Origin of the sequence: Luedemannella helvata, from assembly GCF_039528415.1 — a bacterium.
Classification (GTDB): domain Bacteria; phylum Actinomycetota; class Actinomycetes; order Mycobacteriales; family Micromonosporaceae; genus Luedemannella; species Luedemannella helvata.
The window spans coordinates 36,101-57,821 of sequence record NZ_BAAALS010000005.1 but is presented as its reverse complement, the minus strand read 5'-3'; the positions used below and the strand labels follow the sequence as shown (position 1 = coordinate 57,821).

Genomic DNA, 21,721 nt, shown 5'->3' with positions numbered 1-21,721 from the left:
CACGCCGGCCGCTGCCCCCTGGCGGCCACTCGTCCCCTCGAAGATCCCTCATCAAGGAGTTGAGCACCGTGCGAAGCGTACTCAACCGCCGGCGTTTTCTCACCGCCGGTGTAGCCGCGCTCAGCGCCACCGCGCTGGCCCTGACCGGTTGTACGACCGACGACCCCGAGCCGACGACCTCCGCCGAGCTGTCCGGCACGGTCACCTTCTGGCACGCGTACAGCGCCGACTCGCAGGAGGTCAAGACCCTCAACGAGGTCGTCCTCCCCGGCTTCAAGGCCAAGCACCCCGGCGTCGACGTCAAGCAGGTCGCCATCCCGTACGACCAGCTGCACCAGAAGCTCATCACCGGGGCGGCGGCCGGCGACGTGCCCGACGTCATGCGCTCCGACATCGCGTGGGTCTCCGAGCTGGCCAAGCTGGGCCTGCTGGAGCAGCTCGACGCGGCCATGCCCGACTTCCAGGAGCTGGCCGCCAGGACGTTCCCGGGCACGCTGGCCACCAACCTCTACAACGGCAAGTACTACGGCCTGCCGCTGGACACGAACACCCGGGTCCTCATGTACAACGCGGACGCGCTGGCCAAGGCGGGCGTGACCGAGCCGCCGAGGACGTTCGACGACCTGCGCGCGCTCGCCACCAAGCTCGACGGCAAGGGCGTGTTCGCCTTCGCCGACAACGGCCTGTCCGGCTGGAACGTGCTGCCGTGGATCTGGTCGGCGGGCGGTGACATCACCAACCCGGAGTACACGAAGGCGACCGGGTTCCTCAACAGCCCCGCCTCGGTGTCCGGCGTCCAGCTGCTGTTCGACCTGTACGGGCAGAAGCAGCTGCCGAACATCATCCTCGGCGGTACGGGCGGCACGCCCACCTCGGACGGCCTCGCCACCGGCAAGTACGCCACGATCCTGGACGGGCCGTGGATGTACCCGATCTTCCAGAGCGCCCACCCCGACTTCAAGCTGCAGGTCGCGCCCGTGCCCGCGGGCCCCGGCGGCAGCGTCAGCGTGGTCGGCGGCGAGGACGTCGTGGTGTTCAGGGCGTCGAAGAACAAGGCCGCCGCCCTGGAGTTCACCCGCTACCTGCTCTCCGAGGAGGCGCAGCTGGCCATGGCGAAGGTCGGCCAGATGTCCGTGCTCAAGGACCTGGACGTGACCGCGGTCAACCCGATCTACGGCCCGTTCGTGCAGCAGTTGCAGACCGCCAAGCCGCGCCCGCCCGTACCCAACTGGTCGAAGATCAACGACCTGCTCCAGGCGAAGCTGCAGAACGCCTTCAAGGGCGACCTGACCGTGCAGGCCGCGCTCGATCAGGCGGCCGCCGAGATCGACCCGCTGCTGGCGCAGGGCTGAGGCAGCCGCGGCCATGGCAGTCCAGGCACCCGTGGTTCCCCGGCGCGCGAGCGCCGGGGAACCGCCCCCGGGCCGGTCCACGCGGCGGGTCCGCGCGGGGCACTCGCTCGCCGCGTACCTGCTCATCGCGCCGGCCTTCGTCATCTTCACGGTCGTCATGCTCGTGCCGATCGGGAAGGCCGCGCAGGTCAGCCTGTACGAGTGGAGCCCGTTTCCCGGGGTCGAGCAGACGTTTCTCGGCGCGGGCAACTACACCCGGGCGCTGAGCGACCCGCTGTTCGGCAAGGCCCTGCTCAACGCGACCGTCTACATGCTGGTCACCGTGCCGGCGCAGATCCTGCTCGGGCTGGTCGTCGCGCTGCTGCTGGAGAGCCGGCTGCCCGGCCGCACCCTGCTGCGGGTCCTGTACTACCTGCCGGTCGTCACCAGCTGGGTCGTCGTCTCGCTGCTGTTCCGCTACCTGTTCGCCACCGACGGCGGCCTGGTCAACTGGGTGCTCGTCGACGGCGTGCACGTCGCCGGCCAGCCGGTCGGCTGGCTGGACTCGCGGTGGACCGGGATCCTCGCCATGTGCGCCCTCGGCATCTGGAAGGGCATCGGCTGGACCGCCATCATCCTGCTCGCCGGCCTGACGAACGTGCCGCGTGAGCTGCACGAGTCCGCGGCCACGGACGGCGCCGGCTACCTGCGCCGGGTCTGGCACGTGACCCTGCCGGCGCTGCGCGGGCAGCTGCTGTTCGTCACCGTGCTGCTGGTCATCGGCGGGTTCCAGGTGTTCATCCAGGTGCTGCTCATGACCAACGGCGGGCCGGCCGGGGACACGGAGATGCCGCTGACCTACCTGTACAAGCAGGCGTTCTCGTACCTCGACTTCGGGTACGGGTCCGCGCTCGCCGTGATCATGACGGTGCTCGTGCTCGTCCTGTCGGTCGGGCAGACCGTGATCGCCAACCGGAGGGCCGCGCGATGACGCTGGAGACCCCCCGCCTGCGGCGCACCCGCATGTCGGCCCGGCTGGTCGTGCTGGGCGCCGGCGCGCTCGTGCTCATCGCGCCGTTCCTCTACATGCTCAGCACGTCGTTCAAGCCCAACCGGCTGGCGTTCGAGTGGCCGCCGCAGTTCATCCCCAACCCGGCCACCCTGGCCAACTACACCCAGGCGTGGGGCGCCAACGACTTCGGCCGGTACTTCCTGAACTCCGTGTTCGTCGCCTGCTTCAGCACGGTGTGCACCACGCTGCTGGCGGCGCTGGCCGCGTACGGGTTCGCGCGGTTCCGGTTCCCGCTGCGGTCGGTGCTGTTCTGGGTGCTCATGCTCGGCCTCATGGTGCCCAGCGTGGTCATCCTCATCCCGCAGTTCCTCGTGGCCAGCGCCCTCAACCTCAACGACAGCCTGTCCGGGCTGGTCTTCTTCTACGTCGGCGCGGGCGTCGCGCTCAACACGTTCCTCCTGCGCGGCTTCTTCGAGGGCGTGCCCGAGGAACTCGACGAGTCGATGACGCTGGAGGGCGCCGGGCCGGTGCGCAAGTTCGTGGCCCTCTACCTGCCGCTGTCCCGGCCGGCGCTGGCCACCTCGGCGGTGTTCGCGTTCCTGGCCGCCTGGGACGAGTTCTCCTGGGCGGTCACCTCGATCAACGACCCCGCGAAGTACACCCTGCCGATCGCGATCGCCCAGTTCCAGGGCCAGCACGCCACGAGCTGGGGGCTGGTCTTCGCGGCGTCCGCCATCGGCATGCTGCCCGTCCTGCTCGTGTACCTCATCGGGCAGCGCCACATCGTCACCGGCCTGCAGGCCGGCGCCCTGAAATCGTGAACCACGGAGCCACCATGCTGCTGCCCACCAAGGCCTGTTACGCCCCCGGCGAGCCGGTCGCCATCGAACTGCCGGCCGCCCCGGCGGCCCGCGCCATCGAGGTCGAGCGCCTCGGCGTGCGTGTCGCCACCGTGACCGTGCCGGCCGGCGCCGACCACGTCGACCTCGGCCCGCTGCCCGTCGGCGGCTACGGCGTGCGACTGCGCGACGGCGCCGGCCACACGGCCGTCGAGGTGCTCGCCGACCCGTTCGCGCGGCTGCGGTACGGGTTCGTCGCCTCGTACGCCCCCGGGCGCGACATCGACGGCGTCCTGCGGTTGGCCCGCCGCCTGCACCTGACCGCGGTCCAGTTCTACGACTGGGCGTACCGGCACGCCGACCTCGTCGGCCCCGACGAGTACGCCGACCCGCTCGGCCAGCCCGTCTCGCTGGCGACCGTACGCGCCCTGGCGGCCGGCCTGGCCTCGGTCGGGACGGCCCCGATCGGGTACGCGGCCGTCTACGGCGTCGGCAAGGACGAGTGGCCGGCCTGGGAGCACGCCGCCCTGCTGCGCGCCGACGGGACCGTGCACGACCTGGCCGGCTTCCTGTCGATCGTCGACCCGGCCGACCCCGCATGGCTGGCCCACTTCCGCGCCGACCTGCGCAAGGCCGTCGAGCGGGTCGGCCTGGCCGGCTTCCACCTCGACCAGTACGGCTTCCCGCGCCGGGCCGTCCGCCCCGACGGCCGGGTCGTCGACCTGGCCGAGGCGTTCCACACCATGATCTGTGAGGTACGCGAGGAACTGCCCGACGCCCGGCTGATCTTCAACAACGTCAATGACTTTCCGGTGTGGCGGACGACGCGCAGCCCGCAGGACGCCACCTACACCGAGGTGTGGGAGCCGCACGAGGCCCTCGACGACGTGGCCGCGGTCGCCGTGCGCGCCCGCACCCTGGCGCCGTCGCGGCCCGCCGTGCTCGCGGCGTACCAGACGGTTTTTGATCGCCTGCCCGCCGCGGACGCCGAGCTGACCACGAAGCTGACCATGGCCACGCTGTTCTCGCACGGGGCCACGCAGCTGCTGGCCGGCGAGGACGGGCACGTGCTCGTGGACCCGTACTACGTGCGCAACCACCCGGCCGCGCCGTCGACCGTGGACATGCTGGCCGACTGGTACGACCTGCTCGTCGCCGCAGGTGATGTTCTGTTCGATCCGGGTAACGCTGACATAACCCGCTCCGTCGTGGGCGGGTTGAACGGCGAGATCGACGTGGAGGCGCCCGAGGAGGTGTGGCGGCGCGTGGTGGCGACCCCGCACGGCACGGTGGTGCACCTGATCAACCTGGTGGGCCAGGCCGACCTCGGCTGGGACACCGCCAAGGCGCACGTCACGCCGGTCGACCGGCTGACGGTGCGGTTCCGGCGGGTGGGCGCCGCGACGCCGACCGTCCGGGTCGCCGACCCCGACCGCGGGCCGTTCTTCGTCGACGTGCCGGCGCGCGTCGACGGCGAGTACGTGATTGCCGACCTGCCCACGCTCGGCGTCTGGCAGATTGTTCTCCTGGGGGACTCCTGATGACACTGGCCGCATCCGTGCCCACCGTCGCGACCACGCGGGCGCCCTGGTGGCGCGACGCCGCCATCTACCAGCTCTACCTGCGCTCGTTCGCCGACTCCGACGGCGACGGGATCGGCGACCTGGACGGGCTGCGGGCCCGGCTGAGCCACCTGTCGCGCCTCGGCGTCGACGGGCTGTGGCTCAACCCGTGCTACCCGTCGCCGGGCGTCGACCACGGCTACGACGTCGCCGACTACCAGGACGTGGACCCGCTCTACGGCGGCCTGCCGGCCTTCGAGGCCATGCTGGCCGAGGCGCACGCCGCCGGGCTGCGGGTGCTCATGGACCTGGTGCCCAACCACTGCTCGGCCGCGCACCCCTGGTTCGTCGAGGCGCTCGCCGCGCCGGCCGGCTCGCCTGCGCGCGACCGCTTCATCTTCCGTACCGGCCGGGGATCCGCACCGCCGAACAACTGGCGGTCCGTGTTCGGCGGGCCCGCGTGGACCCGGGTCGGCGACACCGACCAGTGGTACCTGCACAGCTTCGACCCCAGCCAACCCGACTTCAACTGGCGCTCGCCCGACGTCGTCGAATACTTCGACGACATCCTGCGATTCTGGTTCGACCGGGGCGTCGACGGCATCCGCATCGACGTCGCCCACATGATGGTCAAGCACGCCGAGCTGCCCGACTGGGCGTTCCCCGCCGACGGCTCCGCCGCCTACAACGAGTACGCCCAGAACCAGCCCGAGGTGCACGACATCATGCGCCGGTGGCGTTCGGTCGCCGCGGCCTACGATCGCGACCTGACCCTGATCGGCGAGATCTGGGTGCCGACCGTGGAGGACCTGGCCCGGTACCTGCGTCCCGACGAGCTGAACCAGGCGTTCTACTTCGACCTGTTGCAGTGCCGCTGGTCCGGGCCGGCGTTCGGCGCCTCCATCGAGCGCGGCCTGGCCACCATCGCCGCCACGGGCGCGTCCGTCACCTGGACGCTGGCCAACCACGACGTGCACCGCTCCGTCACCCGCTACGGCCTGGTCCGGTCCGTCAACGGGTCCTCGGCGGACCCGTTCAGCGACGGGGTACGCGGCCGCGGCGAGGTCGACGTCGCGCTCGGCGCGCAGCGGGCCCGGGCGGCCCTGCTGCTCGTGCTCGGCCTGCCCGGGTCGGTCTACCTCTACCAGGGCGAGGAGCTGGGCCTGCCCGAGGTGCTCGACCTGCCCGACTCCGCGCGCCAGGACCCGATCTTCCGCCGCTCCGGCGGGACGGAGTACGGCCGCGACGGCTGCCGGGTGCCGCTGCCGTGGGTGGCGTCCGGGCCGACGTTCGGTTTCTCGTCCGGGGCGGCCTGGCTGCCGCAGCCCTCCTGGTTCGGCGACTACGCCGTCGAGGCGCAGTGGGCCGACCCGTCGTCGACGCTGCGGCTGCACGCCCGGGCGCTGGAGCTGCGCCGCTCGCTGCTCGACGTCGTCGGGGCCGCCCCGCTGTCGTGGCTGGCGGCGCGCGAGGACGTCCTGGCGTACCGGCGGGGGCCGCTGACCGTGGTGACCGTCTTCGGCGACGAGCCGTTCGCCGTGCCGGCCGGGTGGGGGACCGTGGCGCTGTGCTCGTCGAGCGCCTGGACCGAGGGCGCGCCGCTGCCCGGCAACAGCTCCGCCTGGCTGCTCGCGTAAGTGACGTGGTGGGGGTCGCCGCCTTGTGGGCGGCCACCCCCACCACGTCTTTCGTTCCACGCCGCAGGACCGGGGTGTCCCCGTCACGAGACCCGTGCTGATTATGGCACCGGTTATATGACAAAACGCCCAACTATCTGTGAAATACCTCAAAGTGTCGCCCGCCGTCCACCCGGCGCGAGTGTGGCCCTTGGTTGCGGTGCACGCCGGGGGCGGGTGTGCGCCCTTCTCGGGTGGCCCCGCCGAGTGCAGCCCGCCCGGCGTCCGGCGGCGGCGCTGCTTTGGCCTCCTCGCCCAGGCTGGGCGGGGGTCATGGATTAAAAGGGTCGTTATTTCGCTCAAGGAATCCACAACCCCGGCGAACGTCGCCGGCTCGCCATCGGTGATCCGTCGAAACGCATGAATCCAGGCGGCGGATCCATTGGCCGTACCCCAGCCCGGTCGGCGAACCTGCGATGCGAACCCGGGGGACCCGGGCGCCGCGAACCGGGGGAGCCCGGCGAGTCCCGCGATGCGATCCGCGCAATCACCGCGAACCAGGCAAGACCCCGCGAACCCGGCCGGCCCGGCGATGCGAATGGCGACGACCTGCGGCGCGGTCCTGTCGGCCAGCCGGGCCGTGTACCCCGGTTGGCGGGATCTTGGTTCGTGTCGAAATGGTGTCGAACGGCGGCTGGTTGCTCCCGGTAAGTCGGCGGTGACCGGGCGCGCCGAGCCCGGGCGCGGGTCGGGCGGCGCGCCGGCCCTCCACTGCGCCCCACCGTTGTTCACCTGCGGATTTGACTCGTGAATCAGGCCCGACACGAGGTCAAACTGATTGACGGTGGAGGGAAGTGGAGTAGAGTGGGGCGCAATGGCGAAGCCGGGAGGCGCCGCCGGCCCCGGGGGGACCGCGCAGCAACGAGACGCACGCGGATGCGTCAGGGCGGAAGGGGGTGGGTCGCTTGTTCCTGGGCACCCACACCCTTCGCCTGGACGAGAAGGGCCGGCTGATTCTTCCGGCGAAGTTTCGGGACGAGCTGGCGGGAGGTGTCGTGATCACTAAAGGACAGGAGCGCTGTCTCTACGTGTTCCCGGTCGCCGAGTTCCGTCGGATCGCCGAACAGTTGCAGACGCAGCCCATGACCCACAAGGCGGCCCGCGCGTACAGCCGGGTGTTCTTCGCCAGCGCCCACGACGAGGTTCCCGACAAGCAGGGGCGGGTCAACGTGACCGGCCACCTGAGGGAGTACGCGGGACTCAACCGCGACGTCGTCGTGATCGGGGCGAGCAGCCGCGTGGAGATCTGGGACTCGCAGGCGTGGGAGACCTACCTCAACGAGAGTGAGGAAGCGTTCTCCGGCATCGAGGAAGGGGTGTTACCCGGCGGGCTCTGATCAGCACGCAGGGGGTTGGCGGTCCATCCGTCCCTTGTCGACACCGACGGGGTAGCCGTACCGCCAGATCTCCAGCCGCTCGGCGCGGCTCCTGACATCCCTTCCCCGGTGCCAGGCGCCAGAAGGGCGGATGGGGATCTGGCGGTACGTGCGAATGGTACCGCTGACGCTTCGCTCCGGTGTGACCGCCGCGAACGGTCACACCGGTGGCATCTAGGGGGTCGACGTGGGGGAGCCGCGCAGGCACGTTCCGGTGCTGTTGGAGCGCTGTCTGGAGCTGCTGGGGCCCGCGTTCGACGCCGCCCGCGAAGCGACACCCGTCCACGTCGACGCGACCCTCGGGCTCGGCGGCCACGCGGCCGCCGTTCTCGAGGCGTACCCCGATGTGGAGCTCGTCGGCCTGGACCGTGACCCGCACGCGTTGGCGCAGGCGCGCGAGCGCCTCGCGCCGTACGCGGACCGGGTCCACCTCGTGCACGCCGTCTACGACGAACTGCCCGAGGTGCTGGCCGACCTGCGGATCACCAGGGTGAACGGCGTGCTGTTCGACCTGGGGGTGTCCTCGATGCAGCTCGACGAGGTGGCGCGGGGCTTCGCCTACGCCCAGGACGCGCCGCTGGACATGCGGATGGACCCGACCCGGGGGGCGACGGCCGAGGAGGTCGTCAACACCTACCCGGCGGCGGATCTGGCGCGCGTCCTGCGGGTCTACGGCGAGGAGAAGTTCGCCGGCCGTATCGCCGCGTCGATCGTGCGGGAGCGGGAGAAGAACCGCATCGTGTCGTCGGCGCTGCTCGCCGAGCTGGTCCGGGACGCGATCCCGGCACCGGCCCGGCGTACCGGCGGACACCCGGCCAAGCGCACGTTTCAAGCGCTGCGGATCGAGGTGAATGGTGAGCTGGCGGCGCTGGAGGCGGCGCTGCCGGCGGCGCTGGACGCGCTCGCGCCGGGCGGACGCGTGGTGGTCATGTCCTACCAGTCGCTGGAGGACCGGATCGTCAAGCAGGAGTTCGCCCGTCGCGCTCGCAGCAGCGCCCCACCGGACCTGCCGGTCGAACTGCCCGGCACCGGGCCGACCGTACGCCTGCTCACCCGGGGGGCTGAGCAGGCGGACGAGGCCGAGGTGGCGACCAATCCGCGAGCCGCGCCCGCGCGGCTGCGGGCGGTTGAGCGCCTCGACCCGCTCGCGCCGGGCGCGGCGCGGGTCGCCATGCACCAACCCGGGACGCGGGGGCGTCCCGGTCGCCATACCGCGACAGAAAGAGGGGGAGGGCGATGAACGGGAAGAACCCCGGCGCCCGCACCGGCCGCACCGGCGCCGACATCCGGCGCGCCACGCGGCCGCAGGTCGTGCCGCTGCGCGGCACCGGCCGCACCGCCGCGGGCAGCGACAACAGCCGGGCCGCGCGCGACGCGGCCCACGAGGCACGCCAGGCCGCACGGCGCGGCACGGTGGTCGGCGCGAACGCTCTGAAGATCGCCGAGTACGACGAGGTGCTCGAGCAGGAGCGGCTGCTCGCCGCGGAGCCGGTGGAGCCGGACGCGCTCGACCGGGTCGACGGCACGCAGGCGCCGGTCGCGCCGGACCGCGCCGCGGTGCGCGCCGGCCGGGGGCGGTTGCGGGTCGCGCCGCCGCTGCCGGTGGCCGTGCCCCGCGCGCCGTTCCTGGTGCTGCTGCTGGTGATCGTCGTGGCCGGCGTGTTCGGCGTCCTGCTGATCAACACTAAGATCAACGAGAACGCCTTCACGCTGGCCGAGATGAACGACTCGCAGAGCTCGCTCGACCAGCAGGAGCAGCAGCTCACGCACGAGCTGACGATGGTCGAGGCGCCCGGCAACCTGGCGGCCGCGGCGCGCCGGCTCGGCCTCGTGCCGGCCGGCTCGACGGCGGTCATCCAGCTGCCCGACGGGCGGGTGCTGAGCGTGCCGGAGCCGGCCAGCGGCCCGGTGAGCGTCACCGCCCAGAACAACTAACTGACCGAGACTCCCCGGCCGGCCGACCGCCGGCCGGGGAGTACCCACGAGCGTCACGAGGAGTCCGACATGCCGCGCCGCCGCGACGACGATCCCGAGAGCGGGACGCCGACGCGCCGCAGCCGGATGGCGGACGCCCGCCGCTACCAGCCGCGCGGCCGTACGGTCCGCGACGGCGAACCGGACGACCCCGACCGCGCGCGGCCCAACCTGCGCCTGGTCGCGGGAGGCGCGGACGACACCGCCGCGACCGGCCGGGCCGGCACGTCGCGGCGGGATGCGGCCGGCCGCGACGGCGCAGGCAAGGGCGCGGGCAGAGGCGCCGGCGCGGGCAGAGGCACCGGTGCGGGCAGAGGCACCGGGGCAGCCAAGGGAACTAGCGCCGGCAATGGCAACGGCGCGGGCAGAGGAGCCGGCGCGGGCAGAGGCGTGGGCGGCGCAAGGGGCGCGGGCGGTTCCGGCGGCGCGGGGCGCGCGGGCGGGCGGGGCCGCACCGCCGACGGCCGCTCGGCGGGGCGTACGGGCAGATCGTCCGGCGGGCGGGCCGGGGTCCTCAGCCGGCCGGCCCGGGGCGGGATTCTGCGACGGCGGGCGCCCATGGCCGGCGCGCCGCGCCCCAAGCGACCGTTGCCGCCGCTGGCCGACCCCGGCCGGCGGCTGCGGGTGGCCACGACCCTGGTGCTCGCGCTGTTCGTGGTGATCGGCCTGCGACTGGTCGCGATCCAGCTCACGGACGCCAAGGCGTACGCCGCGCAAGGGTTGAAGGACCGGCTGCACACGGTGCCGCTGGTCGCCCCGCGCGGCAGCATCCTCGACCGGAACAACGCCGTCCTGGCGACCACTGTGGAGGCCCGGTACGTGTACGCCGACCCGGTCGAGGTGGTGGACCCGGAGCGCACGGCGGAGCAGCTCTACCAGGTGTTGGGCGTGCCGAAGTCCGAACTGCTGCCCAAGCTCAAGCGGCACGTCCGCAAGGACGGCATCGAGCAGCGCTTCGTGTACCTGGCCCGGGGCATCGACATCGCCCGGGCCGACAAGGTGATGGCGCTGAACCTGCGCGGCATCCAGGTGCGCCGCGACGAGCGGCGCCTGGTGCCCGGCCATGACCTGGCCGCGAACCTGATCGGCTTCACCAACCAGGACCTCACGGGCCTCGGTGGCCTGGAGGCCACCTACAACGACGTGCTGCACGGCGAGGACGGCGAGCGCCGGTTCGAGGTCGGCCAGGAGGAGTCCGACCTCGGCCATGAGATCCCGGGCGGGTACCACGAGGAGACGCCGGCCCGGCCGGGCACCACGCTGCAACTGACGATCGACCGTGACCTTCAGTTCGAGGTACAGAGCGTCCTGGCGGCGCGGATGAAGGAGGTCAAGGCGACCTTCGGCTGCGCGATCGTGCTGGACGTGAAGACCGGGGAGGTGCTGGCCCAGGCGTCCTACCCCGTGTTCAACGCGGCAGCCTGGTTCGAGTCGAAGCCGGAGGACCGGGGCGACTGCGCCACCGGCAACCCGGTCGACCCGGGCTCGGTGCACAAGGCGATCGTCGTCGGGGCGGCGTTGCAGGAGGGCGTGATCACGCCGGACAGCACCCTCGCGGTGAGCGGCTCGATCCGCAAGGGCGACACCACGTACACGGACACCCACTGGCCCGAGAAGGACCGGATGACGATCCCGGGCATCCTGGCGTACTCCTCGAACGTGGGCACGATCATGATCGCCGACCGGCTGGGTCCGCAGAAGCTCTACGAGTACCAGCGCAGGTTCGGCCTGGGGGCCTCGACCCACGAGGGCCTGCCGGGCGAGGCGACCGGGCTGGTGCAGCCGCCGAAGAACTGGAGCGGGTCGAGCGCCGGCTCCATCCCGATCGGGATGGGCGTCTCCGTGACCCCGCTGCAGATGACGGCGGCGTACGCGGCGATCGCCAACGACGGCGTGTGGGTGCGCCCGCACCTGGTGCGCGCGACGATCGCCCCGGACGGGACGGTCACCCCGGTCCCGGCCGTCCCGAACCGTCAGGTGATGTCGGCCGCGAACGCGCGGTCGCTGCGCACCATGCTGGAGGCGGTGACGACCGTGCCGGGCGCGACCGGCCTGACGGCCGCGGTGCCCGGTTACCGGGTGGCCGGCAAGACGGGCACCGGCAAGGTCGTCAAGGACGGCAGGTACGCCCCGGGCGAGGTGGCCTCGTTCGTGGGCCTGGCGCCCGCGGACGCGCCGCGCTACGCGATCGGGGTTTTCGCGTACACGCCCGGTGGCAACGGCGGGGTGGTGGCGGGGCCCGCGTTCAAGGACATGATGACCTTCACCCTGGCGCATTTCCGCGTCCCACCAACTGGCACAAAACCACCCAAGTTCCGCGTTTATCCGTGATGATCGGTTGCCGGACAGGTCGCCCTGCACCGTCGCTCCCCACCGAACGGGTAGGGTCAGCGGTCGTGTCCGGCTATCCCCGTCCCCGTGGCGTGACACCGCGACGCCTGGTCGAGCTCCGCGACGCGCTCCCCACCGACCCGGCCGTGGTGCGCTCGCCGTTGCCCGGAGAACTCACGGTGACCGGCATCACCCACGCCAGCTCCGACGTGCGGCCCGGCGACCTGTACGCGGGCCTGCCGGGGGCCAACCGGCACGGCGCCGAGTTCGCCGCGGCGGCCGCCACGGCGGGCGCGGTCGCACTCCTCACGGACGTCCGGGGCGCCGAGCTGGCGGCCCCGGCCGGCCTGCCGACCCTCGTGGTCGCCGACCCCCGCGCGGTCCTCGGCCCGCTCGCCAGCGCCGTCTACGGCGACCCGACCCACCGCCTGCCGGTCATCGGCCTCACCGGCACGGCCGGCAAGACCTCCACGGCGTACCTGGTGGAGGCCGGGCTGCGCGCGGCCGGGCATCGCACCTGCCTCATCGGCACGGTGGAGACGCGGGTCGGCGACACCGTGATCGACAGCGTCCGGACCACCCCGGAGGCCACCGACCTGCACGCCCTGTTCGCGGCCGCGTTGGAGGACGGCGTGACGGCCGCCGTGATGGAGGTGTCCAGCCACGCCCTGGCCTACGGCCGCGTCGGCGGCGTGCGCTTCGCGGTGGGCGGCTGGACCAACTTCGGCTCCGACCACCTCGACTTCCACCGCGACCTCGACGACTACTTCGCCGCCAAGGCGGCGCTGTTCGACGGCCGGTGCGGCGCCGAGGTGCTCAATCTCGACGACCAGGCCGTACGCCGGCTCGTGCGGCCCGCGACCGTGACCTATTCGGCGGCGGGTGACCCGGCCGCCACGTGGCGCGCGACCGACGTGCGCCCGGCGGAGTCCGGCCAGCGGTTCACGGCGCACGGTCCCGGCGGGCTCGTCCTCGACGCCGCCGTACGCCTGCCCGGCCTGCACAACGTCGCGAACGCGCTCCTGGCCCTCGCCTCGCTCGCGGCGCTCGGGGTCGACCCGGCGGTGGCCGCCAAAGGCGTGGCCGACTGTCCGGGCGTGCCCGGCCGGCTGGAGCGGGTCGCCGCGCCCGGCCCGGTGGCCGGGTTCGTGGACTACGCGCACAAGGCCGGAGCGATCGTGGCGGCGCTGGCCGCGCTGCGCGAGTCGCTGCGCGACGGTGGCCGGCTCATCTGCGTCATCGGCGCGGGCGGCGACCGCGACAAGGGCAAGCGGCCGGTCATGGGCGCGGCGGCCGCCGAGGGCGCCGACCTGGTGATCGTCACGGACGACAACCCGCGCACCGAGGACCCGGCGGCCATCCGCGCGCAGGTCCTCGCGGGCGCGACCGGCGCGGGCGAGGTCATCGAGGTGGCCGGCCGGCGCGCGGCGATCGCCGAGGCCGTGCGGCTGGCCCGGCCCGGCGACGTGATCGCGCTGCTGGGCAAGGGCCACGAACGCGGCCAGGAGGTCAACGGCCAGGTGCATCCCTTCGACGACCGGGTCGTGCTCGCCGAGGCCCTCGCGGGCCGGTTCGCGGGGGCGGTCGCATGATCCCCATGACGCTGGCCGAGGTGGCCGCGGCCGTCGACGGCACGCTCCACGGCGTACCCGATGAAAATCTTCTGATCACCGGGCCGGTGGAGTACGACTCGCGGGCGGTGCGCCCCGGCGGCCTGTTCGTGGCGTTCGCCGGCGCGAAGGTCGACGGGCACGAGTTCGCCCCGGCCGCGCTGGCGTCCGGGGCCGTGGCCGTGCTCGGCACCCGGCCGGTCGACGCGCCGACGATCGTCGTGGCCGACCCGCTCGTGGCGCTCGGCAGGCTCGCCCGCGCGGTCGTCGACCGGCTGCCGGAACTGACGATCGTCGGCATCACCGGGTCGTCCGGCAAGACCACCACGAAGGACCAGATCGGCCAGGTGCTCGCCCGGCACGGGGCGACCGTGGCGCCGGCGGGCTCGTTCAACAACGAGCTGGGCCTGCCGCACACGGTGCTCAAGGCCGACGCCGGCACCCGCTACCTCGTGCTGGAGATGGGCGCCCGGGGCATCGGCCACGTGGCCTACCTGTGCGGCATCGCGCCGCCCCGCGTCGGCGTCGTGATCAATGTCGGCGACGCCCACATCGGCGAGTTCGGCTCCGTCGAGGCGATCGCGAGGGCCAAGGGCGAACTGGTCGAGGCGTTGCCCGCCGCCGGCGTCGCCGTGCTCAATGTGGACGATCACCGGGTACGGGCGATGGCGGCGCGTACCGGCGCGCGCGTGACGTTCGTCGGCCAGGACGAGCGGGCGGACGTGCGCGCCGTGGACGTGCGCCTGGACGCGCGCGGGCGGGCGTCGTACACGCTGGTCACGGCCGGCGGCTCGGCGCCCGTGGCACTGCCCGTGCCGGGCGCCCACCAGGTCGGCAACAGCCTCGCCGCGGCCGCTGTGGGGCTCGCCGCCGGCATGACCCTGGCCGCTGTGGCGGAGGCCCTCACCGATCTGCGGTCGGTGTCGAGCCGAAGGATGGATGTTTTCGACCGTGCCGACGGTGTCACGGTCATCGACGACTCGTACAACGCCAACCCGTCCTCGATGGCGGCGGCGCTGCGCGCGTTGACGACGGTCGGCGACGGCCGCCGCCGGATCGCCGTGCTGGGCTACATGGCCGAGTTGGGCGATCATGAACGGGCCGGCCACGAAGGGGTGGGACGGCTCGCCGCCCAACTTGGCGTGGACCTGCTCGTGGCGGTCGGCACTGCCGGCGCGATCCACGACGGCGCGCTCACGGTTGCTCAGTGGGGAGGAAAGTCGGTGCACGTGACCGATCAGGTGCAGGCCGTCGCGTTGCTGCGGGACGAGCTGAAGCCGGGGGACGTGGTACTCGTGAAGGGCTCGCGGTACCGCACGTGGGACATCGCTGACTCGCTGCGGGAGGCCGGAGCGTGAGCGAGCGAAGCATCAGCTCAGGTCTGACCCGCGCGGACGCCCCGCGACGCGAGGTGGCAGCGTGAGGGCCGTCATCGTCGCTGCGGCCGTGGCGTTCCTGCTGTCGCTGTTCTGCACGCCGCTGGCCATCAAGGGGTTCACGAAGCTCAAGGCCGACCAGCCGATCCGGACGGAAGGGCCGCAGACCCACCAGAGCAAGAAGGGCACGCCCACCATGGGCGGCGTCGTCTTCGTGCTGGCCACGGTGATCGCCTACATCGCCGGGCACCTGTCGCTGCTCACGCTGCCGGACGCCCAGCTGCACCCGACCGGTCCCACGATCACCGCGCTCGTGGTGCTGGGCCTGTTCGTGGCGCTGGGCCTCGTCGGCTTCCTCGACGACTACCTCAAGGTGCGCCAGCGCAACAGCGCCGGCCTGAGCGAGAAGCAGAAGCTCATCGCGCAGACGATCGTGGGCGCGATCTTCGGCGTTATCGCGCTGTACGTGCCGGGCCGCGGCGATGCCGGCACGGTGGCGAGCGAGTACATCTCGTTCGTCAAGGACGTCAACTGGCTCACCATCACGAAGCTCGGCGCCCTGGCCCTGTTCGTGTTCGTGGTCATGGCCATGTCCAACGCGGTGAACCTCACCGACGGCCTCGACGGCCTGGCCACCGGCGCCTGCGTCATGGTGCTCGGCGCCTACGCCTTCATCGGCTTCTGGCAGTACCGGCACTGGGCGGCCGACCCGAGCTACAAGGGCGACTACGTCTACTACGTGCGCGACCCGCTGGAGATCAGCATCATCGCGGCCGGAGCGGCCGCCGCCTGCTTCGGCTTCCTGTGGTGGAACGCGTCGCCCGCGAAGATCTTCATGGGCGACACGGGCGCGCTCGGCCTCGGCGGGCTCATCGCCGGTCTCGCGTTCGCCACCCGCACCGTGCTGCTCGTACCGATCCTCGGCATGCTCTTCACGATCATCACGATCACCTGGATCATCCAGATCGGGTCGTACCAGATCTGGCAACGCCGCGTGTTCCGCATGGTGCCGCTCCATCATCACTTCGAGCTGGCCGGATGGAGCGAGGTCAACATCGTCATCCGGTTCTGGATCATCGCGGGCCTCGGCGTGGCCACGGCGCTCGGCCTGTTCTACGCCGACTTCCTGCGGGTGGTGGGCGCCGCCGTGGTCAATAAATGACCGCCTACGCTGGCCGGCACGTGCTCGTGGCCGGCGCGGCCGTGGCCGGCGCGGCCAGCGCGCGGGCGCTGCTCGCGCGGGGCGCGACCGTCACCGTGCTGGACCGGCGCGACTCCGAGGGCCTCGCGGCACTGCGCGCGGCCGGCGCCGCCGTGGTGGTCGCGGAGACCCCGCCGGCCGGGCTGCTCGACGGGATCGACGAGGTCGTCGTGTCGCCGGGCTTCGCCCCGCACTCGCCGCTGGCCCGTGCCGCGCTGGCGGCCGGGCTGCCCGTCTACGCCGAGCCGGAGCTGGCCTGGCGGCTGCGCGGCCCGGCCGCGCCCGGGTGGCTCGCCGTGACCGGCACGAACGGCAAGACCACGACGACCACCATGCTGGCGTCGATCCTGCGGGCGGCCGGCAAGCGCACCGCCGCGCTGGGCAACATCGGCGAGCCGCTCGTCGGCCTCGACGAGGCCGCCTACGACGTGCTCGCCGTCGAGCTGTCCAGCTTCCAGCTGCACTGGTCGGACACGCTCGCGCCGTACGCGGGCGCGCTGCTCAACCTCGCCGACGACCACCTCGACTGGCACGGCGGCTTCGACGCGTACGCCGGCGCCAAGGAGGCGATCTGGCGGGGCGCGCCGGGCGGCGGGGTGGCCGTGGGCAATCTCGACGATCCGCGCGTGGCGGCGCGCCTTCTCGCCGTGTCCGGGCGGTCGGTCGGCGTGACGCTGGGCGAGCCGGAGCGCGGCGAGCTCGGCGTCGTCGACGGCGTACTCGTGGATCGCGCCTTCGATGACGACGCCGTGGAACTCGGCACCGCCGCGGCGGTGCGGCCGGCCGGGGCCCACAACCTCAGCAACGCGCTGCACGCGGCGGCGCTCGCCCGCGCCTACGGCGTCCCGGCCGGGGCGGTCGCGGCGGGGTTGGCGGGCTACACGCCCGAACCGCACCGCAACGCCCTGGTGGCCACTGTGGAGGGTGTCGCGTACGTCGACGACAGCAAGGCCACCAACCCGCACGCCGCGTTCGCCTCCCTGGCCACGTATCCGCGCGTCGTGTGGATCGCCGGCGGGCAGCTCAAGGGCGTCGACATCGACGACCTCGTGGCGACGGTGGCGCCCCGGCTCGCCGGCGCGGTACTGCTGGGCGTCGACCGCGTGGATATCGCCCGCGCGCTCGCGCGACACGCGCCGGCGGTGCGTGTGGTGGATGTGGCGAGGACCGATGATGGTGCGATGGGGGAGGTGGTCCGCGCGGCCTCGGCCATGGCCGCCCCCGGCGACACGGTGCTGCTGGCCCCCGCGGCGGCATCCCTGGACATGTTCCGTGGCTACTCGCACCGCGGCGACGCGTTCGCCGCCGCGGTGGCCGAGCTTGCGGGGTGACTGAGGGAGGCGACGGCATGAGCGAGCGTGGGGAGGGGCCGGTCACCACGGGGTCCCGTGAGGCCGACGCTCCCTCGCCGCCCGCGCCGGGCAGTCCGTTCCTCGCCTGGACGGCACTGCTGCGCGGGCTGCTGTCGCGGCCCCTCGCGTCGTACTATCTGCTGATCTCCAGCGCGGGCCTGCTGCTCATCGTCGGCCTCGTGATGGTGTTCTCCGCGACGAGCCTGCAGGCGTACGCCACGCACGGCAACGCCTTCACCTCGATCGAGAAGCAGGCGACCTCGGCGCTCATCGGGTTCGTGGCGTTCTGGGCCTGCCAGCGGCTGCCCGCGCGCACCTACCGGTGGCTCGCCCGGCCCGGTCTGATCGCCGCGTTCGTGCTGTTGATCCTGCTGGACGTGCTGGCCCTGCTGGCCGAGGCCAAGATCCTGCACGATCCGAAGATCGGCCCGTTGCGCGCGGACGAACTCTGGCTCTACCTCGGCCCGGTGCAACTGCAGCCCTCCGAGCTGGCCAAGATCGCTTTTGTGGTGTGGGCGGCCGACGTGCTCGTGCGCAAGGGCGCGCTGGCGGGCCGCTGGCGCGAGCTGTCCCGGCCGCTGTTCCCGGTGGCCGGCCTGCTGTTCCTGCTGGTGGGCTACAACGACCTGGGCACCATGCTGTGCCTGGTGGTGATGTTCGTCGGCGTGCTGTGGGCTGCCGGCGTGCGGCTGTCCGTGCTCGGCGGGATGTTCGCCTTCGCGCTGATCGGCGTGTTCGTCTTGATCAAAATGCCCGGGGTGGGCTACCGCCAGGAGCGCCTCGACGCCTTCCTCGATCCGGGCGCGCACGCCCAGGGCATGGCGTACCAGGCGATGGAGGGCCTGTTCGCCATCTCCAACGGGGGCTGGTTCGGTGTCGGCCTTGGCCGGGCGAAGCTGAAGTGGGGCTGGCTGCCCAACGGGCACAACGACTTCATCTTCGCCGTCATCGCCGAGGAGTTGGGCGTGGTCGGCTGCGTCGTGGTGCTGGGGTTGTTCGCGGTGCTCGCGTACACGGGCCTGCGCATCGCCCGTCGGGTCCCCGGATCGTTCCGCCGGCTCGTGGCGGCCGGCATCACGGTCTGGCTGGCCGGTCAGGCCGCGATCAACCTCGGCGGGGTGGTGGGGCTGCTGCCGATCACCGGCCTGCCGCTGCCGCTGATCTCCGACGGCGGAAGTGCCCTGGTGGTGACCATGGCGATGATCGGTGTCCTGGCGTCGTTCGCCCGGGCGGAGCCCGCCGCGGCGCATGCCCTGCATGCCCGTCCGCCCGGCCAACTGGGCCGGCTACTCTGGGCTCCGCTGCCGCCGCTTCCGCGCCGCGCGCGGCAGCGGGAGGCTCCGTCGGCGAGCGCGGGCGAGAGGTGAGCCCATGACCGGGCGAAGCGAGGGAATCATTAAGCGCAGTGCCACGTCATGCCGGCGCCGGAGCGGAGCGGAGGTGACGGTATGACCGAGCGAAGCGAGGGAATCATTAGGCGCAGTGCCATGTCATGCCGGCGCCGGAGCGGAGCGGAGGTGACGGCATGACCCAGCTGCGATCCGTGGTGCTGGCCGGTGGCGGCTCCGGCGGCCACATCTACCCCCTGCTGGCGTTCGCCGACTGCCTACGTCGCCATCAGCCCGACATCCGCATCACCTGTGTGGGCAGCGCCAAGGGTCTGGAGGGCCAGCTCATCCCGGCGGCCGGCTACGAGCTGCGCCAGGTGCCGGCCTACCAGTTGCCCCGCTCCGTGAACCTGGACCTGGCCCGCACCCCGACCCGGATGCTGCGTTCCATGCGCGCCGCCCGCGCGGTCCTCGACGATGTCGAGGCCGACGCGGTCGTGGGCTTCGGCGGGTACGTGTCCGTGCCGGCCTACCTGGCCGCCTGGCGTCGCAAGACCCCCATCGTCATCCACGAGGTGAACGTGCCGCCGGGCGTGGCCAACCGGCTGGGCATGCGGTTCACCAACCATGTGGCGGTCGGCTTCGAGCTGCAGACCGCCGCGTCGCCGCTGCTGGCCGAGGCCCGGGTCGTCGGCGTGCCGCTGCGCACGAGCATCACCGGGCTGAACCGGCCGGCGGCCCGCGCCGCGGCCCGCGCCCGCTTCGGGCTGCGCCCCGACCTGCCCACGATCCTGGTGTCCGGCGGCTCGCAGGGCGCCCGGTCGGTCAACCGCGCCATGGCCGGGGCCGCCAAGGCGATCGCCGCCGCCGGGGTGCAGGTGCTGCACGTCATCGGCGCGCGTAACGAGCCCGTGGAGATCCCGCCGGACCTGCCCACCCCGTACGTCTGCGTGCCGTACCTGAGCGAGATGGAGCAGGGGTACGCGGCGGCCGACCTGCTCGTCGGGCGCGGCGGGGCGATGACCCTGGCCGAGGTGACCGCCGTGGGGCTGCCGGCCGTCTACGTGCCGCTGCCCTACGGCAACGGCGAGCAGCGGCGCAACGCCCTGCCCGTGGTCGAGGCCGGCGGCGGCCTGCTCGTGGCCGATGCCGACCTGACTCCGGAGTGGATCGAGCGGACCGTGCTGCCGCTGGTCACCGACCCCGGGAAGCTGGCCACCATGGGCATCTCCGCCGCCGCGTACGGCCGTCGCGACGGCGACGAGCGGCTGCGCGAGTACCTCCTGGAGGTCGTGGCATGAGCGAGCTGACGGCGGAGGAGCTCGGCACGGTTCACCTGATCGGGGTGGGCGGGGTCGGCATGAGTGGGCTGGCGCGGCTGCTGCTGACCCGCGGGGTCCCGGTGACCGGCAGCGAGCTGAAGGACTGGCCGGCGCTGGCCGCCCTGCGGGCCCTGGGGGCCACGATCCACATGCAGCACGTGGCGGACAACCTCGACGGCGTCGACACGGTGGTCTACTCCACGGCCATCCCGTCCGACCACCTGGAGCTGGTCGAGGCGCGCTCGCGCGGGCTGCGGGTGCTGCACCGTTCGCAGGCGCTCGCGGCGTGCATGGCCGGCCGGCGCACGGTCGCGGTCGCCGGTACGCACGGCAAGACGACGACCACTTCCATGATCACATCGATTCTGCAGCACTGCGGGCTCGACCCGTCGTTCGTCATCGGCGGGGAGATCTCCGAGGTCGGCTCGAACGCCCACCACGGCTCGGGGGAGTACTTCGTCGCGGAGGCCGACGAGAGCGACCGGTCGTTCCTGCACTACCGCCCGTACGTGTCGATCGTGACGAACATCGACGCCGATCACCTCAACACCTACGGGGACCTGGACGGGCTGCAGGAGACGTTCCTCGAGTTCTGCCAGCGCACCGAGCCGGACGGCTTCGTGGTGATCTGCGCCGACGACCCGCAGGCGCGCATCCTGGCCGGGCGGGTGCGCGCGGCCGGGCTGACCGTGCTCACGTACGGCGAGGCCGACGACGCCGACCTGCGCATCAGCGAGGTGCGTTCCAGCCCGGTCGGCGTCCGCTACCTGGCCGCCCTCGACGGGGAGTCGCTCGGCGAGTTCGCGCTGCCCGTGCCGGGCCGCCACCTGGGCCTCAACAGCGCCGCCGCCGTGCTCGTCGCCGTCAAGCTCGGGCTGCCGGTCGCCGCGATCGGGGAGGCGCTCGCCGCGTTCCCGGGCGTGCGGCGCCGCTTCGAGCTCAAGGGCGTCGCCGACGGCGTGCGCGTCTACGACGAGTACGCCTATCACCCGACCGCCATGACCGCCGCGCTGAGCACGCTGCGCGAGGTCGCCGGCCGGGGCCGGCTCATCGTGGTCTTCCAGCCGTACCGGGTGTACCGCACGCGCGACCTGCAGGCCGAGATCGCGACGGCGCTGGCCATCGCCGACGAGGCCGTCGTGATGGAGGTGTTCGGGCCGGGCGAGGCGCGCGCGCCGGGCGAGGGCGGCATCGCGCTCACCGCCGCGGTCGGGCTGCCCCCTGAGCGGAAGGTCTTCGTCGCCTCCTGGGAGGACGTGGCCGCCGAGGTGGTCGCCCGCGCCCACGAGGGCGACGTCGTGGTGACCATGGGCGCGCCGCCGATCTCGCTCATGGGTGACGAACTGCTCGCCGCGCTGGACCTGCGCGGGCGCGAGCACGCCGCCGAGGCGTACGTGGCCCGGCACGCCGTCGCGGAGATGGACGGCTGAC

Annotated in this window: 16 protein-coding genes; all 16 read left to right on the top strand. The window is 72.7% G+C overall.

The window, feature by feature from the left end:
* The first annotated feature begins 68 nt into the window (after nt 1-68).
* Nucleotides 69-1,352 (top strand): extracellular solute-binding protein, encoded by a 1,284-nt coding sequence (locus ABD191_RS06640; protein ID WP_344077983.1) that lies wholly within the window; start codon nt 69-71, stop codon nt 1,350-1,352.
* Between the two features lie 13 nt (nt 1,353-1,365).
* Nucleotides 1,366-2,322 carry a carbohydrate ABC transporter permease gene (locus ABD191_RS06635; RefSeq protein WP_344077981.1) on the top strand — a complete coding sequence of 319 codons (957 nt, stop codon included), beginning with the start codon at nt 1,366-1,368 and terminating at the stop codon, nt 2,320-2,322.
* A complete protein-coding gene (locus ABD191_RS06630) occupies nt 2,319-3,164 on the top strand; it encodes a carbohydrate ABC transporter permease (RefSeq protein WP_344077979.1) in 846 nt (281 codons plus the stop codon). Before ABD191_RS06635 ends, ABD191_RS06630 begins: the two co-directional genes overlap by 4 nt.
* A 14-nt stretch (nt 3,165-3,178) precedes the next feature.
* Nucleotides 3,179-4,723: a glycoside hydrolase family 66 protein gene (locus tag ABD191_RS06625; RefSeq protein WP_344077976.1), complete on the top strand. Its 1,545-nt coding sequence runs from the start codon at nt 3,179-3,181 to the stop codon at nt 4,721-4,723.
* A gap of 5 nt (nt 4,724-4,728) precedes the next feature.
* Nucleotides 4,729-6,381 carry a glycoside hydrolase family 13 protein gene (locus tag ABD191_RS06620; protein WP_425560674.1) on the top strand — a complete coding sequence of 551 codons (1,653 nt, stop codon included), beginning with the start codon at nt 4,729-4,731 and terminating at the stop codon, nt 6,379-6,381.
* A gap of 944 nt (nt 6,382-7,325) precedes the next feature.
* A complete protein-coding gene (gene mraZ / locus ABD191_RS06615; protein ID WP_344078389.1) occupies nt 7,326-7,757 on the top strand; it encodes a division/cell wall cluster transcriptional repressor MraZ in 432 nt (143 codons plus the stop codon).
* Between the two features lie 226 nt (nt 7,758-7,983).
* Nucleotides 7,984-9,036 (top strand): 16S rRNA (cytosine(1402)-N(4))-methyltransferase RsmH, encoded by a 1,053-nt coding sequence (gene rsmH / locus ABD191_RS06610; RefSeq protein ID WP_344077972.1) that lies wholly within the window; start codon nt 7,984-7,986, stop codon nt 9,034-9,036.
* A complete protein-coding gene (ftsL, locus tag ABD191_RS06605) occupies nt 9,033-9,731 on the top strand; it encodes a cell division protein FtsL (RefSeq protein ID WP_344077970.1) in 699 nt (232 codons plus the stop codon). The genes rsmH and ftsL overlap by 4 nt, the downstream gene beginning before the upstream one ends.
* A 597-nt stretch (nt 9,732-10,328) precedes the next feature.
* Nucleotides 10,329-12,101 carry a peptidoglycan D,D-transpeptidase FtsI family protein gene (locus tag ABD191_RS06600; protein ID WP_425560673.1) on the top strand — a complete coding sequence of 591 codons (1,773 nt, stop codon included), beginning with the start codon at nt 10,329-10,331 and terminating at the stop codon, nt 12,099-12,101.
* Nucleotides 12,101-13,693 (top strand): UDP-N-acetylmuramoyl-L-alanyl-D-glutamate--2,6-diaminopimelate ligase, encoded by a 1,593-nt coding sequence (locus ABD191_RS06595; protein ID WP_344078387.1) that lies wholly within the window; start codon nt 12,101-12,103, stop codon nt 13,691-13,693. Before ABD191_RS06600 ends, ABD191_RS06595 begins: the two co-directional genes overlap by 1 nt.
* Nucleotides 13,690-15,069 carry a UDP-N-acetylmuramoyl-tripeptide--D-alanyl-D-alanine ligase gene (locus ABD191_RS06590; protein ID WP_344077966.1) on the top strand — a complete coding sequence of 460 codons (1,380 nt, stop codon included), beginning with the start codon at nt 13,690-13,692 and terminating at the stop codon, nt 15,067-15,069. The genes ABD191_RS06595 and ABD191_RS06590 overlap by 4 nt, the downstream gene beginning before the upstream one ends.
* A 61-nt stretch (nt 15,070-15,130) precedes the next feature.
* A complete protein-coding gene (gene mraY, locus ABD191_RS06585) occupies nt 15,131-16,249 on the top strand; it encodes a phospho-N-acetylmuramoyl-pentapeptide-transferase (protein ID WP_344077963.1) in 1,119 nt (372 codons plus the stop codon).
* Nucleotides 16,246-17,619: a UDP-N-acetylmuramoyl-L-alanine--D-glutamate ligase gene (murD, locus tag ABD191_RS06580; protein ID WP_344077960.1), complete on the top strand. Its 1,374-nt coding sequence runs from the start codon at nt 16,246-16,248 to the stop codon at nt 17,617-17,619. The genes mraY and murD overlap by 4 nt, the downstream gene beginning before the upstream one ends.
* A gap of 17 nt (nt 17,620-17,636) precedes the next feature.
* Nucleotides 17,637-19,007 carry an FtsW/RodA/SpoVE family cell cycle protein gene (locus tag ABD191_RS06575; RefSeq protein WP_344077958.1) on the top strand — a complete coding sequence of 457 codons (1,371 nt, stop codon included), beginning with the start codon at nt 17,637-17,639 and terminating at the stop codon, nt 19,005-19,007.
* A gap of 158 nt (nt 19,008-19,165) precedes the next feature.
* Entirely contained in the window at nt 19,166-20,269 is a 1,104-nt protein-coding gene (gene murG, locus ABD191_RS06570; RefSeq protein WP_344077956.1) for an undecaprenyldiphospho-muramoylpentapeptide beta-N-acetylglucosaminyltransferase, read from the top strand.
* Nucleotides 20,266-21,720: a UDP-N-acetylmuramate--L-alanine ligase gene (gene murC, locus ABD191_RS06565; RefSeq protein ID WP_344077954.1), complete on the top strand. Its 1,455-nt coding sequence runs from the start codon at nt 20,266-20,268 to the stop codon at nt 21,718-21,720. The genes murG and murC overlap by 4 nt, the downstream gene beginning before the upstream one ends.
* Nucleotide 21,721 lies beyond the last annotated feature (1 nt).

What these genes read in the sequence shown, in the direction of transcription:
- ABD191_RS06635 (WP_344077981.1), top strand. Translation starts at nt 1,366, where the DNA reads ATGGCAGTCCAGGCACCCGTGGTTCCCCGGCGCGCGAGCGCCGGGGAA.
- ABD191_RS06630 (WP_344077979.1), top strand. Translation starts at nt 2,319, where the DNA reads ATGACGCTGGAGACCCCCCGCCTGCGGCGCACCCGCATGTCGGCCCGG.
- ABD191_RS06625 (WP_344077976.1), top strand. Translation starts at nt 3,179, where the DNA reads ATGCTGCTGCCCACCAAGGCCTGTTACGCCCCCGGCGAGCCGGTCGCC.
- ftsL (WP_344077970.1), top strand. Translation starts at nt 9,033, where the DNA reads ATGAACGGGAAGAACCCCGGCGCCCGCACCGGCCGCACCGGCGCCGAC.
- ABD191_RS06600 (WP_425560673.1), top strand. Translation starts at nt 10,329, where the DNA reads ATGGCCGGCGCGCCGCGCCCCAAGCGACCGTTGCCGCCGCTGGCCGAC.
- ABD191_RS06595 (WP_344078387.1), top strand. Translation starts at nt 12,101, where the DNA reads ATGATCGGTTGCCGGACAGGTCGCCCTGCACCGTCGCTCCCCACCGAA.
- ABD191_RS06590 (WP_344077966.1), top strand. Translation starts at nt 13,690, where the DNA reads ATGATCCCCATGACGCTGGCCGAGGTGGCCGCGGCCGTCGACGGCACG.
- murD (WP_344077960.1), top strand. Translation starts at nt 16,246, where the DNA reads ATGACCGCCTACGCTGGCCGGCACGTGCTCGTGGCCGGCGCGGCCGTG.
- ABD191_RS06575 (WP_344077958.1), top strand. Translation starts at nt 17,637, where the DNA reads ATGAGCGAGCGTGGGGAGGGGCCGGTCACCACGGGGTCCCGTGAGGCC.
- murG (WP_344077956.1), top strand. Translation starts at nt 19,166, where the DNA reads ATGACCCAGCTGCGATCCGTGGTGCTGGCCGGTGGCGGCTCCGGCGGC.
- murC (WP_344077954.1), top strand. Translation starts at nt 20,266, where the DNA reads ATGAGCGAGCTGACGGCGGAGGAGCTCGGCACGGTTCACCTGATCGGG.